16 protein-coding genes are annotated in these 11,926 nt (G+C 64.3%); 6 read left to right on the forward strand and 10 right to left on the reverse strand.

Going from position 1 to position 11,926, the window contains the following annotated elements; all coding sequences use genetic code 11:
• The 4 genes from K3136_RS06950 to K3136_RS06965 form a co-directional block, all read right to left on the reverse strand.
• Nucleotides 1-1,227, reverse strand: coding sequence for a CoA transferase (locus K3136_RS06950; RefSeq protein ID WP_221432129.1), 1,227 nt, complete (start codon nt 1,225-1,227; stop codon nt 1-3).
• 3 nt (nt 1,228-1,230) lie between these two features.
• Nucleotides 1,231-2,418: an acyl-CoA dehydrogenase family protein gene (locus tag K3136_RS06955; protein WP_247711469.1), complete on the reverse strand. Its 1,188-nt coding sequence runs from the start codon at nt 2,416-2,418 to the stop codon at nt 1,231-1,233.
• Nucleotides 2,415-2,618: a hypothetical protein gene (locus tag K3136_RS06960; protein WP_221432130.1), complete on the reverse strand. Its 204-nt coding sequence runs from the start codon at nt 2,616-2,618 to the stop codon at nt 2,415-2,417. The genes K3136_RS06955 and K3136_RS06960 overlap by 4 nt, the downstream gene beginning before the upstream one ends.
• Nucleotides 2,619-2,720: 102 nt before the next feature.
• Nucleotides 2,721-3,002, reverse strand: a complete 282-nt coding sequence (locus tag K3136_RS06965) for a hypothetical protein (protein WP_221432131.1) — start codon at nt 3,000-3,002, stop codon at nt 2,721-2,723.
• Nucleotides 3,003-3,116: 114 nt separating this feature from the next.
• On the opposite strand from K3136_RS06965, the gene recQ reads away from it, so the two are divergent.
• The 4 genes from recQ (at nt 3,117) to K3136_RS06985 (ending at nt 6,382) form a co-directional block, all read left to right on the forward strand.
• Nucleotides 3,117-4,904: a DNA helicase RecQ gene (gene recQ / locus K3136_RS06970; RefSeq protein ID WP_221432132.1), complete on the forward strand. Its 1,788-nt coding sequence runs from the start codon at nt 3,117-3,119 to the stop codon at nt 4,902-4,904.
• A 73-nt stretch (nt 4,905-4,977) separates the two neighbouring features.
• The gene (locus tag K3136_RS06975) at nt 4,978-5,889 is read left to right on the forward strand and encodes an SPFH domain-containing protein (RefSeq protein WP_247711470.1); all 912 of its coding nucleotides are present in this window, start codon (nt 4,978-4,980) and stop codon (nt 5,887-5,889) included.
• A 39-nt stretch (nt 5,890-5,928) separates the two neighbouring features.
• A complete protein-coding gene (locus K3136_RS06980) occupies nt 5,929-6,132 on the forward strand; it encodes a type II toxin-antitoxin system antitoxin (protein WP_221432133.1) in 204 nt (67 codons plus the stop codon).
• Nucleotides 6,125-6,382, forward strand: coding sequence for a hypothetical protein (locus K3136_RS06985; RefSeq protein ID WP_221432134.1), 258 nt, complete (start codon nt 6,125-6,127; stop codon nt 6,380-6,382). The genes K3136_RS06980 and K3136_RS06985 overlap by 8 nt, the downstream gene beginning before the upstream one ends.
• Before the next feature lie 9 nt (nt 6,383-6,391).
• Here the strand turns inward: K3136_RS06985 and K3136_RS06990 are convergent, their stop codons facing one another.
• On the reverse strand, nt 6,392-7,117 hold the full coding sequence (locus K3136_RS06990) for a tetratricopeptide repeat protein (protein ID WP_221432135.1): 726 nt from the start codon (nt 7,115-7,117) through the stop codon (nt 6,392-6,394).
• A 108-nt stretch (nt 7,118-7,225) separates the two neighbouring features.
• Here K3136_RS06990 and K3136_RS06995 point away from each other — a divergent pair, with 108 nt between their 5' ends.
• On the forward strand, nt 7,226-7,489 hold the full coding sequence (locus K3136_RS06995) for a DksA/TraR family C4-type zinc finger protein (protein WP_221432136.1): 264 nt from the start codon (nt 7,226-7,228) through the stop codon (nt 7,487-7,489).
• A 25-nt stretch (nt 7,490-7,514) separates the two neighbouring features.
• Nucleotides 7,515-8,375: an archaetidylserine decarboxylase gene (asd, locus tag K3136_RS07000; protein WP_221432137.1), complete on the forward strand. Its 861-nt coding sequence runs from the start codon at nt 7,515-7,517 to the stop codon at nt 8,373-8,375.
• Here the strand turns inward: asd and K3136_RS07005 are convergent.
• From K3136_RS07005 to rpmG, 5 genes are all read right to left on the reverse strand, one after another.
• Nucleotides 8,354-8,854, reverse strand: coding sequence for a GNAT family N-acetyltransferase (locus K3136_RS07005; RefSeq protein ID WP_221432138.1), 501 nt, complete (start codon nt 8,852-8,854; stop codon nt 8,354-8,356). The genes asd and K3136_RS07005 overlap by 22 nt on opposite strands.
• Nucleotides 8,851-9,873 (reverse strand): GTP cyclohydrolase II, encoded by a 1,023-nt coding sequence (gene ribA, locus K3136_RS07010; RefSeq protein WP_247711471.1) that lies wholly within the window; start codon nt 9,871-9,873, stop codon nt 8,851-8,853. The genes K3136_RS07005 and ribA overlap by 4 nt, the downstream gene beginning before the upstream one ends.
• Before the next feature lie 35 nt (nt 9,874-9,908).
• Entirely contained in the window at nt 9,909-10,700 is a 792-nt protein-coding gene (gene xth, locus K3136_RS07015) for an exodeoxyribonuclease III (protein WP_221432139.1), read from the reverse strand.
• Nucleotides 10,701-10,960: 260 nt separating this feature from the next.
• Nucleotides 10,961-11,623 carry a LolA family protein gene (locus K3136_RS07020; protein ID WP_221432140.1) on the reverse strand — a complete coding sequence of 221 codons (663 nt, stop codon included), beginning with the start codon at nt 11,621-11,623 and terminating at the stop codon, nt 10,961-10,963.
• An 88-nt stretch (nt 11,624-11,711) separates the two neighbouring features.
• Nucleotides 11,712-11,879, reverse strand: a complete 168-nt coding sequence (rpmG, locus tag K3136_RS07025) for a 50S ribosomal protein L33 (RefSeq protein WP_090476625.1) — start codon at nt 11,877-11,879, stop codon at nt 11,712-11,714.
• Nucleotides 11,880-11,926: the final 47 nt, after the last annotated feature.

The following is an 11,926-nucleotide window of genomic DNA, read 5'->3' on the forward strand; positions in this document are numbered from 1 at the left end:
TCAGTCCTTATCGGAGAGGCGGGCGATATCGCGGTCGACGAGCTTGCCGATCGCGCCCGAAGACAGGCCGAGGCGTGACGCGAGCACTTCCTCGGTATGCTGCCCAAGATAGGGCGCGGGCGCCGGACCGCCGGCATCGCGCCCGGGAATATTGGCGAAGCTGCGGGTGGCGGGATATTCGAAACCCGAGGGGTTTGCAGAAGTCCGCGTGAAGAGCGGGTTGTCGCCCACCAGCACGGGATCGTTCGCAGCCTCGTGCATGGTACGATAGCGTTCGAAAGTGCAGCCCTCGGCGGCCATGCGGCGCTCGAGTTCGGGCCAGTCCATCGTTCCGGCGCGCGACTGGAAAAGGTCGAACAGAGCGTGGCGATGCTTGAAGCGCGGGTCGTCGCCGTCGGCAAAGCGCACGCCGCATTCCTGCTCGAGAGCGGCAATCTCGCCTTCCACACCGAAGGCTTTCACCAGGCCCGTCCACTGCTTCGCCGTCAGTGCGGCTACCATGAAGCGAATGTTGTCGAGACTGCGGAAATCGCGTCCGAACGCTCCCCAGATCGCATTGCCGAGCCGCTCGCGGTCGGCACCGCGGTAGAGCATTTCGGCCATCGCCCCGCTGTTGGCGACCGTGCCAATGGCGACATCGCTCAAGGGCACGCGCAGCTCGCTGCCCTCGCCGGTATGATCGCGGTGGCGGATCGCTGCGACCAGCGCGAAGGCGCAATAGGCGCCGGTGATGAAATCCCACGCCGGCAGCACCTGGTTGACCGGCGGCGCGGTAGCCTCGTCCCAGTCTTCGGGCCCGCACATCAGCGGATAGCCGCTGGCCGCATTGACGGTGAAGTCCATCGCCTGCCGCCCGTCGTGCCAGCCCATGATGCGCACGCTGACGAGATCGGGGCAGTTCGCCGCGACTGCCCTATGCGACAAGAAGCTCTTTTCGGGCAAATTGGTGATGAGATTGCCGGTCTTCGCCGACAGTTCAACCAGCAGTTCGCGACCCTCTTCACTGCGCAAGTCCAGCGCGACCGACTTCTTCGCACGGTTGAGGTTCTCCCAGCTGAGCGAGCGGCCCTCTTTCGTGAGCATGTAGCGGTCGTAATCGAGCCCGCCCTCCTTGTGATCGACACGGATCACCTCCGCGCCCATCTGCGCGCAATAGAGCCCAGCGGTCGGAGAAGCGACGAAGCTCGACGCCTCGATTATGCTCAGGTCGTTGAGGAGGCCGTACACGCCTCAGACGCTCGCCGCATATTCGCGCAGCATACGCTTGGCGATCTGCAGCTGAAGGATCTGGGTCGTGCCCTCGTAGATGCGGTAGATGCGCGCATCGCGGAAGAACCGCTCGGCATCGTATTCGGCCAGGTACCCCGCACCGCCATAGACCTGCACCACGCGGTCGACCACGCGGCCGCACATCTCGGAGGCGAAGACCTTGAAGGCGGCGGCTTCCTTGACCGTATCCTCGCCCCGGTCGACGCGTGCGGTGACGTCCGCCATCATCGCTTCGGCAGCGTAGATCTCGGTCCAGCTTTCGGCCAGCATCTGCTGGATCAGCTGGAAGTTGGCGATCGGTTCGCCGAAGGCCTGCCGCTCGTTCGCATATTTGATCGCGCTGTCGAGCGCGCGGCGAGCATAGCCCGTGCTGGCCGCGCCGACCGAGATGCGCCCGTTGTCGAGGCTCATCATCGCAAAGCGGAAGCCCTTGCCGGTCTCGCCGCCCAGCAGCGCGTCGCCCGGCACATGCACATCGTCGAGCATGACGTCGGAGATATGGCTGCCCGCCTGGCCCATCTTCTTGTCGGGGCTGCTGGTCGAAACGCCGGGCGTATCCATCGGGACGATGAAGGCGCTGACATGCGCGTTCTTGGGCAGCGCCTCTTTCTCGGTGCGCGCCATGATCAGCCCGACGTCGGCGTGCGGGGCGTTGGTGATGTATCGCTTGGTGCCGTTGAGGATCCATCCGTTCCCGTCCGGATCGGGCCAGGCCATTGTCTGCATCGCCGCACTGTCAGATCCGCTGCCGGGCTCGGTGAGGCCGAAACAGGCGATCTCGCCCGCTGCAATGCGCGGCCACCATTCGGCCTGCTGTTCGGCCGTACCGCCGTTCTTGATCGCGGAATTGAACATGCCGACATTGATCGAGAAGATTGAACGATAGGCAGGTGCGGCATAGGCCATGGTCTGCACGACCTTGGCATATTGAGTGACGTTGAGACCGGCCCCGCCGTGCTCTTCGGGAACCGTCAGGCCGAACAGGCCCATTTCCTTCATTTCGGCAACGATATCCTCGGGCAGGGCGTCGTTCTCGATCACGTCCTTTTCGGCCGGGATCAGGCGCTCGCGGACATAGCGTTCGAGCTGGTCGAGGAACTGGTCGAAGGTATCCTGGTCCATGCCGGGATTTGGCTGGGTTACGCTCATTCGCTCTCTCCTTCGAATTCGGTACCGTCGGTGTCCTGCCCGCTTTCGTCCAGGCGCTGCTCGTCGAGCATGGAGGCGGCGTCTTCCAGCGCCTCGGCCTCGCCCTCGGTCATCGGCGTCGTGGCCTGCGTATCACCCGGCGATCCGCAAGCGGAAAGCAGGCCGAGTGGGATGGCGAACAGGGCTGCGATTCGTATCATCGCGCGCACGCTATCGCGCATTGGCGCCATCGCAAAGCGCGCTACGGAAAGGGGCGCAAAGCGGCATGTCCTGCCACTTCGCGCCCCATCCTGTTTCGCAGATTACTGGCCGTCTTCGGACATCGCGTCCATTGCAGCGGCTGCGGTCGCAGCGGCTTCATCGCCAGCGGCTTCGACCGTTGCGGCTTCGGCTTCGATTGCGGCCGTGTCTTCCTCAATCGCTGCTTCTTCGTCTACCACCGGTTCTTCGGTGACCGGCTCCATGGCTTCGTCGGCTGCGACTTCGACCGTGTTGGCTTCTGCTTCGGTCGATGCGTCGTCGGCGCTGCCGCATGCTGCAAGAGCGAGGCTGGCGGTGGCGGCGGCGGCAATACGGAACTTCATGGCATTCTCCTTGGAATTGGTCGGGGCGTGGTTAATCGCTCCTTTGCCATCTCGCCAAGGGAAAAAGCACGAGAGCCGGTTGCGCATGGCGGGGCTTGCGGCAACACGGGGGGCATGGCCTCAGCCCCGATCCTCGACCTTCCCGCCGCGCGCAATGCCCTGCGCGCGACCTTCGGCTTCGACGATTTCCGGGGCCGGCAGGCCGAAGTGGTCGAGCGAACGCTGGCGGGCCAGTCGAGCCTCGCGGTCATGCCGACAGGTGCCGGCAAATCGCTGACCTACCAGCTTCCTGCGGTCATGCTGGAGGGGACCTGCGTGGTGATCAGCCCACTCATTGCCCTGATGCACGACCAGCTCCGCAGTGCGCGGGCGAACGGCATCCGCGCCGCCACGCTGACCAGCGCCGATGCCGACTGGCGCGAGACGCAGGACGCTTTCCGCGCAGGGGAGCTCGACCTGCTCTATGTTGCACCCGAGCGCGCGAGCCAGCCAGCATTTCGCGACTTCCTTTCATCCGCGCGCCTTGCGCTGTTCGCCATCGACGAGGCGCATTGCGTTTCCGAGTGGGGCCACGATTTCCGCCCCGACTACCGGATGCTGCGTCCTCTCATGGATGCGTTCCCCGAGGTCCCGCGCCTTGCGCTGACCGCCACGGCGGACCGGCAGACGCGGCCCGACATGCTCAACCAGCTTGGCATTCCGGAAGACGGGCTGGTGCTGGCTGGCTTCGACCGGCCCAATATCCGTTATACGATCCGCCACCGCGACAATCCGGTGCGCCAGCTGACCACGCTGATGGCCGAGCGGCCCGGTCCCGGCATCGTTTACGCACAGACCCGCCGCAAGGTGGAAGACCTTGCCGACAAGCTGGCCGCTGCCACCGGTCGGCAAGTCCTGCCCTATCACGCAGGCCTCGACCCGCAGACGCGCGCCGCCAACCAGGCCGCCTTCGTGGCCAGCGAAGACATGGTGATCGTCGCCACGGTGGCTTTCGGCATGGGGATCGACAAGCCCGACGTGCGCTTCGTCGCCCATGTCGGCGTGCCCAAGTCAATCGAGGCCTATTACCAGGAGACGGGCCGCGCAGGCCGCGATGGCGACCCTTCGGCAGCGACGATGTTCTGGGGTGCAGGCGATTTCGCCACCGCGCGCATGCGGCTCGCCGAGGTGGACGAAGAGCGCCGCAATGCCGAGCGCGCGCGCCTCGATGCGCTCGCAGCGCTGGTCGAAACGCCCGAGTGCCGCCGCGCCGTGCTGCTTCGCCATTTCGGCGAGGATCCGCCACAGACCTGCGGCAATTGCGACAATTGCCTCGACGCGCCCGATGTCACCGACGCGACCGAACTGGCGCGCAAGCTGCTCTCCGCCGTCTACCGCACCGGCCAGAGCTTCGGCATGGGGCACCTCCAGAAAGTGCTGACCGGTGCCGAAGACGAGCGGGTGCGCCAGAAGGGGCACGACCGGTTGAGCGTCTATGGCATCGTCGAGGGCGAAGAAGCCCGCCTGCTCCAGCCGCTCGGACGCGCATTGCAGGCGCGCGGCGATTTGGTGCCCACCGAACACGGGGGCCTCGCGCTGGGTGGAAGCGCACGCGAAATCCTCAAGGGCGAACGCGAGGTGGCGATCGTCGTCCCGCCCAAGCGGCAACGACGCGGAAGGCGCGGCGGTGACGAGGCCAACCCGGTCGGCGATCCGCTGTTCGAAGCCCTGCGCGAACTGCGCCGCGAACTCGCCGCCGAAGCCCAGGTCCCGCCCTACGTCATCTTCCACGACAGCACTTTGCGCGAGATGATGGCGGCGCGGCCCTCGACAATGGCCGAGATGGGCCAGGTCGGCGGTGTCGGGGGCAAGAAACTCGAAGCCTATGGCGAGCGGTTTCTGCAGGAGATCGCACGCCACTGATCCCGACCAGATTGACTCTCACATCATTTGATATAAATATGATATCATAATTATATCGAAGGAGTGATTCGTCATGTCTGCCGAACTAACGGGAATGAAAACCAGCCGCGAGAGTGCGGCGACCAGCTACAATGGCTACATCATGCTGCTGGTTCTGGTGGTGGTGGTGGCAGCGCTTGCTTTCATCCTGCCCGGCATGGCGCCCGGCTATGGCGCGACCAAGGCAACCAAGATTGTATTCGTGGGCACGCTCGTGGTCTCGTTGGTCGGCGTCCTGATCCTCGCCTCGGGCTTCTTCATGATCCAGCCCAACCAGGCCGCCGTCATTACGCTGTTCGGCGAATATCGCGGCAGCGAGCGGACCGAGGGGCTGCGCTGGGTGTGGCCGTGGATGGGCAAGAACAAGATCTCCGCCCGTGCACACAACATCCATTCGGACCGCGTGAAGATCAACGATCTGCGCGGCAACCCGATCGAGATCGCCTGCAACGTCGTTTGGCGCGTGCGCGACACCGCACAGGCCAGCTTCGACGTCGACGATTACAAGGAATTCGTGAACATCCAGATCGAGGCGGGTCTCCGCACGGTGGGGTCGCGCCACCCCTATGACGATTTCGAGGGCGAGGAAGTCACGCTGCGCAGCGGTGCGGACGTCGTGAATGCCGAATTGCTCGAGGAGCTGAACGACCGCCTCAAGGTCGCCGGCGTCGTGGTCGACGAGGCGGGCCTTACCCACCTCGCCTATGCCAGCGAGATCGCCAGCGCCATGCTCAAGCGCCAGCAGGCCGATGCCATCATTGCGGCGCGCGCCAAGATCGTGCTGGGCGCGGTCGGCATGGTCGAGGATGCGCTGACCAAGCTTTCGCAGGACGGCATCGTCGACATGGACGACGAACGCCGCGCGGCGATGGTGTCGAACCTGATGGTCGTATTGTGCGGCGAGAAGGATGCGCATCCTGTGATCAACGCCGGATCGATCTACTAACCCCCGGGGGCAGACCGGGAAATTCCCCAGAGCCACACGATGCCGCAAAAGAAAGCCTTTGCCTTGCGTCTCGACCCGGCAGTCCATGCCGCGGTCGAGCGCCTCGCTGCAGACGAATTGCGCAGTGCCAATGCGCAGATCGAGATGCTGCTGCGCGAGGCGCTCAAGGGGCGCGGCATCGAAGTAAAGCAATCGCCGGCCCCGCGCAGGGGACGACCACCAAAGGATACATCCGATGAGTGACGAGAAAGGCTGGTTCGCGCCGAAGAAGTTCGGATACGGCTCTGGCCTGCCCACCGCTTGGCAGGGCTGGGCCGTGCTGCTGGGTTATGTTGCGACGGCCGTAGTTGCCGGCCTGATGTGGGAGAGCGGGGACGAGGTCTATACCGTTGCCGGGGCAGCCATATTCCTCGTCGCCACCATCGCATTCATGCTGGTCGCGAAGGCAACCACCCCGGGCGGCTGGAAATGGCGCCCGCGCAAGGGCGACTGACGAATCGCCCTATTCGGCTACAGGTTCCTGTTCGAACTTGTAGCCGAGCTCTTCGACGAGCTCATTCGCACGTTCGGCCACCTGCTCCAGGGTGGCCTCGTCGTAATCCCGCGTAACCACGTCGAAGGACTCCTTGCCTTGCTCGTTGCCCAGGCTGGCGGAGATGAGGAAATAGGCGGCCGCCTCGATCGGATCGCGATCCACCCCCTCGCCATGCAGGTAGAGAATGCCGAGGCCACGTATCCCGTGGGGATTCCCGGCAGCCGCGGCCATCGAATAGTAATAGCGCGCAGCGATCGGGTCGCGCTTCGTGCCGCGTCCGGTGGCATGCATCACCGCCAGGCTGGTCATGGCGTTGGTGAAATCCTGCGCGGCCGATTTCTCGAACAGTGCAAAGGCTTCTTCGGGAGTGCCGTTGGTTTCGCCCGTGTCGATCATCACGCCAAGCCGCCACTGTGCATATGCGACGCCCTCGGCGGCGGCCTGCCTGTACAATTCGGCGGCACGCGCCCTGTCGGTTTCGACGTAGCGCCCATTGTCATAGAACCATGCAAGATAGTTGATCGCCTCCGCATCGCCGTCAGCCGCGCCCTGCCGGACCAGTTCGAAAGCCTCTGCCTCCTTGCCCTCTTCCATGAGCGCTTCGGCGCGGTCGCCGATCGTATTGGCGAGGAGGAAAAGCGCCATGGCCGGAGCTGCAAAAAGGCGGACGAGCGGGTTGCGGATGGATCTCATTGGGGCAGGTTATGCACCGCACCCTCGCCGCGCAACCGCAATGATCCAGCGCCTGCGGGCGGAACGCCTGCCCCTGCCGGGTCGTTCTGGAGGGGAAAGGAGGTTGCAATGGCCGGTGGCTGGGCACGCGATGGGGCCGTACAGGACCAGATCGACGATACGGTGAACGACGCGGTAAGCGCGGCGCGGGCGCGCATGCCTCGCGGCGAGAGCGCCGAATATTGCGACGAATGCGGCGAGGAAATTCCCGAAAAGCGGCGCGAGGCCCTGCCCGGTGTACGGACCTGCGTCGCCTGCCAGTCGGGCCGCGACGCTGCGGTACGCCAGTCGGGCATCAACCGCCGGGGCAGCAAGGATAGCCAGTTGCGCTGAGGCGCAGGCGCACTAAGGCACACGAATGACCTCTCCCTTCATCTGGTTGCAGCACGTCCTGCCCCACCACGCCGTATCGCGCGGTGCAGGTGCCATCGCATCGAGCGAAGTGCCGTGGCTGAAGAACCTTCTCATCCGCCGCTTCATCAATGCCTATGACGTCGACATGAGCGAGGCAGCGCGAAGCGTGGAGCAGTTCAAGAGCTTCAACGACTTCTTCACACGCGAACTCAAGCCCGGCATGCGGCCGCTGGCCGATGCCTCCACGCATATCCTCAGCCCGGCAGACGGCGCGGTCAGCCAGATAGGGCGGATCGAGGAAGACCGGATTTTCCAGGCCAAGGGGCGGCACTTTACCGCGACGCAACTGCTCGGCGGTGACGCGGAGGCGGCCAAGCGTTTCGAAGGCGGTAGCTTCGCGACGATTTACCTGAGCCCGCGCGATTATCACCGTGTCCACATGCCGGCCGCGGGCACGCTGAAAAGCACGACATATGTCCCCGGCGACCTGTTCTCGGTGAACCAGGTCACGGCCGAGAACGTCGACGGGCTCTTCGCCAAGAACGAGCGCCTCGCCTGCCTGTTCGAAGGGCCGGACGGGTCGTTCGCCAATGTCATGGTCGGCGCGATGATCGTCGCGGGTATCGAGACCGTCTGGTCGGGCCTTGTCGAAACGCACAATCCCAAGCTCGTGCGCCAGGATTTTTCAGGCAGCGAGCACGATTTTGCCGCAGGTGACGAGATGGGTCGCTTCATCCTCGGCTCGACAGCGGTCCTGCTGTTCGAACCGGGCAAGGTTGAATGGGACGAGAGCCTGAAACCGGGCGATGCCGTCCGCATGGGACAGGCGATCGGCAAGCGGCTTCAGCTGAATGCGGGCGCGTAGCTGACCGTACCGCCCGGCGCATCGCCATCGAGCACCAGCCGCTGGAAATACTCTGCCGGCGGGCCGGGATAGGCAAGCTGTGGGTCGTGTTCGAAGCCGAAGCGCGAATAATAGGCCGGCTCGCCCAGCAGGACGATGCCTTGCGCGCCCAGTTCGCGCATGTCGGCAATCGCGCGCTGCATCAGCCTGAGGCCCACCCCCTCGCGCTGGCATGCGGGCAGCACGCTGATCGGGCCGAGCCCGTACCAGCCCGTGCTGCCATCCGAGATCGTGACCGGCGAAACCGCGACGTGGCCGACGATGCGTTCACCATCCTCGGCAACCAGCGAAAGGGTCAGGTCTCCGGCAGAGCGGAGGCGGTCGACGATCCGGACCTCGCTCCCGTCGCTATGCTCGACCTCGGCAAAAGCGGCATTGGTGACGACCGCGATCTGCGCGTGATCGACGGGCTTTTCGGGACGGATCGTCAGCGCGCTCATGGCAGGATATGCCCCGCCCTGTCGCGCTTGGTCGCGAGATAGCGGGCATTGTGCGGATTGTCGGGCAGCGAATGCGGAACGCGTTCGGCGACGGTCACGCCTTCTGCCGAAAGCGCTTCGACCTTGGCCGGATTGTTCGTCATCAGGCGGATCTCCTTCACGCCGAGCAGTTCGAGCATGCGCGCCGCGGTGGGAAAATCGCGCGCTTCGTCGGGCAGGCCCAGACGCGTATTGGCATCGACCGTATCGAAGCCCTGGTCCTGCAGGCGATAGGCCCGCAGCTTGTTCACGAGGCCGATGCCGCGACCTTCCTGCCGCATGTAGAGCAGTACGCCCCAGCCGCCCTTGTCCGCCTCGTCGCTCATGGCGTGCAACGCAGCGTCGAGCTGCGGACCGCAATCGCATTTGAGGCTGCCGAGGATATCGCCCGTCAGGCATTCGGAATGAAGCCGCACCAGCGGCGCCTTGTCCGCGCGCTGCTCGCCAATGACCAGCGCGACATGCTCGCGCGTATCGTCGGGACTGCGAAAGGCCACGATATGCGCGCCTTCGGCAGCCGCCACGGGGAGCTTCGCGCGCGTCGCGATACGCAGGCGCTGCGGGTCGGTGAAAGCGGCAAGATCGCCTGCCTCGATCGAAGCAGCCTCACCCGCACCATGAGGATCGACGATAAAGGCCGGCAGGATCCCCGCGATCCGCGCCAGTTCCAGCGCCGTGCGCGCCTGTTCTTCCCAGTCGAGCGTGAGCGCCTTGAACGGGCCCTTCATCGGGTTCTGCAAGTCGAGCGCGGGATCGGCAACGCCGAGCGCAGCGGGCAGGTCGAAAGTCTCTGCCCCGCGGAGCAGGACCGGCTGGCGAGGCGCTGCCGCTTCTCGCTGGTTGGCCAGTTTGAGCGTCGCGGCGCGCGTTGCCGAGATCAGCATCGCCTCTCCCGAGACGTCGGAAAAGGCGGTCTCCACCGGTTGCAGCAGCGGAGCGCCTTCGATCGCCAGCGGCCAGCCGTGACGCAGCGCGTCCACCGCCAGTGCCGCGCGGCGCGAAGGCGATTGCTCGCTCAGAGCGAGAACTCCGTCACCAGCGGAACGTGGTCCGACGGCTTTTCCCAGTCGCGGGTGTATTCGTGGACCGAATGGCCGGTTGCCTGCTTGGCCAGCTCGGGGCTCGCCCACATATGGTCGAGCCGGCGGCCACGGTCGTTCGCCTTCCAATCCTTCGCGCGGTAGCTCCACCAGCTGTAATAGCGCTCGGGCGCCTTGATGTGCTCGCGCCCGATATCGGACCAGCCATGCGCATCCATGAAGCGCTGGAGGCTCTCGACCTCGATCGGCGTGTGGCTGACGACCTTCAAGAGCTGCTTGTGGTTCCAGACGTCGCTTTCGAGCGGCGCGATATTGAAATCGCCCACGATCAGCGTCGGGCGGTCGACCTTGTCGGCCCACCGCGTCATGCGCTCGAGGAAATCGAGCTTCTGGCCGAACTTCGCATTGATTTCGCGGTCCGGCTCGTCACCGCCCGCAGGCACGTAGACATTCTCGATGATCATGCCGTCATGGTCGGGCAATTCGACACCGACATGCCGCGCTTCGCCATTGGCCTGCCAGTCGTGGCGCGAAAATTCGCGCAAGGGCACGCGGCTGACGGTGGCGACGCCGTGATAGCCCTTCTGCCCGTGGACGGCGACATGTTCGTAGCCGAGCGCCTTGAACGCTTCATAGGGAAACTGGTGCTCCTGGCACTTGATCTCCTGGAGGCACAGCACGTCGGGAGCCGTCTCCTTCAGGAAACGCTCGACGATGGGCATGCGAAGGCGGACGGAATTGATATTCCAGGTAGCGACAGAAACCATGGCGCGGAGATAGGGCGCTCACGCCGAGGGGTCTACCTCCCCATACAAAAAACCCTCGAGCCGGGGGCATTGGCTCGAGGGTTCCTTGTGAGCGTTCGTCACGCTTGGATACGAAGCGGTTTGGTGGGCCGTGCAATCAACAGGGGGGAAATTGCCGCCCGCCGTTTCGTAAGTTCCGTTCTACGCCTGCTCGACTTGCTGCTCAATGAACATTCGGTCGCGGAAAGCCGCAATATTCGAACGTTTCATCGCCGAAACGTTTATCCCGGGCGACGGGACGATTTGCGGGGATCGCGGAAGGTGAATGCGCTGTCAGCCACGCTCATTCCATAGCGATGGTTGCGCAGCCGCACGGTGGTGCGGTGATTCTGCGAGTCGAGCGCCACCCAGTGGGTCAGGCGGAGGCCGCCCGGAGCCGATCCGTCGCGGGCGAAGATCAGCGTGATCACGCCGAATTCAGGGCGATCCTTGTCGCGCACCTCGATGCTGACGACATCGTCATGGCTGGTCGGAACGAGCTTGCCGTATTTCTTCACGTCGCGGCTCGGATCGAGCAGCGCGCCTAGCGGCGAATTCTTGATCGGCCAGCGCTGGACCTGGTTCACCGAGTAATCGATCATGTACATCGACTTGCCGTTGGACACGACCAGGAGGTCGGCACCCTTTTCATATTCAAAACGGATCTTGCCGGGGCGCTTGAGCGTCATGACGCCGGTCACCGAATTGCCGTTGCGGTCGGTCTGGACGAAGTCGGCCTTCATGGTCGAAATGCCGCGCAGTGCATCGACCGCACGGTCGAGATCGCCTGCGGCAGCCTCCACCGGCGCGGGCGCGGCGTAAAAGCTTGCAGGTACGCCAACGGCCATGGCGAATGCCACGGCCGAGAGGATGGGTCGGTTCTTGAAAAGGGACAAGGTGTTCATGCTCCGTGATCTACAGTCGGAGCATTGAACTGTCACTGAACTAATCGCGTTCCCGCCGTTCAGCTTATGGGGCCAACGCCCCGCCAGATCACTTGATCTTGGCTTCCTTGAATTCCACGTGCTTGCGCACAACCGGGTCGTACTTCTTGAAGACGAACTTTTCGGTGTGGTTACGCGGATTCTTCTTCGTCACGTAGTAGAAGCCCGTGTCGGCGGTCGAGACGAGCTTGATCTTGACGGTTGCGGGCTTCGCCATGGCGTGTTCCTAAAGATCTTTCGGTAGAGGCCCTTCCCACTCTGGAG

Origin of the sequence: Qipengyuania gelatinilytica (assembly GCF_019711315.1) — a bacterium.
GTDB classification, from domain to species: Bacteria; Pseudomonadota; Alphaproteobacteria; order Sphingomonadales; family Sphingomonadaceae; genus Qipengyuania; species Qipengyuania gelatinilytica.

Bases quoted from the DNA above. Each gene is read 5' to 3' on its own strand.
- K3136_RS06955 (WP_247711469.1), bottom strand. From the start codon at position 2,418: ATGAGCGTAACCCAGCCAAATCCCGGCATGGACCAGGATACCTTCGAC.
- K3136_RS06960 (WP_221432130.1), bottom strand. From the start codon at position 2,618: ATGATACGAATCGCAGCCCTGTTCGCCATCCCACTCGGCCTGCTTTCC.
- K3136_RS06965 (WP_221432131.1), bottom strand. From the start codon at position 3,002: ATGAAGTTCCGTATTGCCGCCGCCGCCACCGCCAGCCTCGCTCTTGCA.
- recQ (WP_221432132.1), top strand. From the start codon at position 3,117: ATGGCCTCAGCCCCGATCCTCGACCTTCCCGCCGCGCGCAATGCCCTG.
- K3136_RS06975 (WP_247711470.1), top strand. From the start codon at position 4,978: ATGTCTGCCGAACTAACGGGAATGAAAACCAGCCGCGAGAGTGCGGCG.
- K3136_RS06980 (WP_221432133.1), top strand. From the start codon at position 5,929: ATGCCGCAAAAGAAAGCCTTTGCCTTGCGTCTCGACCCGGCAGTCCAT.
- K3136_RS06985 (WP_221432134.1), top strand. From the start codon at position 6,125: ATGAGTGACGAGAAAGGCTGGTTCGCGCCGAAGAAGTTCGGATACGGC.
- K3136_RS06990 (WP_221432135.1), bottom strand. From the start codon at position 7,117: ATGAGATCCATCCGCAACCCGCTCGTCCGCCTTTTTGCAGCTCCGGCC.
- K3136_RS06995 (WP_221432136.1), top strand. From the start codon at position 7,226: ATGGCCGGTGGCTGGGCACGCGATGGGGCCGTACAGGACCAGATCGAC.
- asd (WP_221432137.1), top strand. From the start codon at position 7,515: ATGACCTCTCCCTTCATCTGGTTGCAGCACGTCCTGCCCCACCACGCC.
- K3136_RS07005 (WP_221432138.1), bottom strand. From the start codon at position 8,854: ATGAGCGCGCTGACGATCCGTCCCGAAAAGCCCGTCGATCACGCGCAG.
- xth (WP_221432139.1), bottom strand. From the start codon at position 10,700: ATGGTTTCTGTCGCTACCTGGAATATCAATTCCGTCCGCCTTCGCATG.
- K3136_RS07020 (WP_221432140.1), bottom strand. From the start codon at position 11,623: ATGAACACCTTGTCCCTTTTCAAGAACCGACCCATCCTCTCGGCCGTG.
- rpmG (WP_090476625.1), bottom strand. From the start codon at position 11,879: ATGGCGAAGCCCGCAACCGTCAAGATCAAGCTCGTCTCGACCGCCGAC.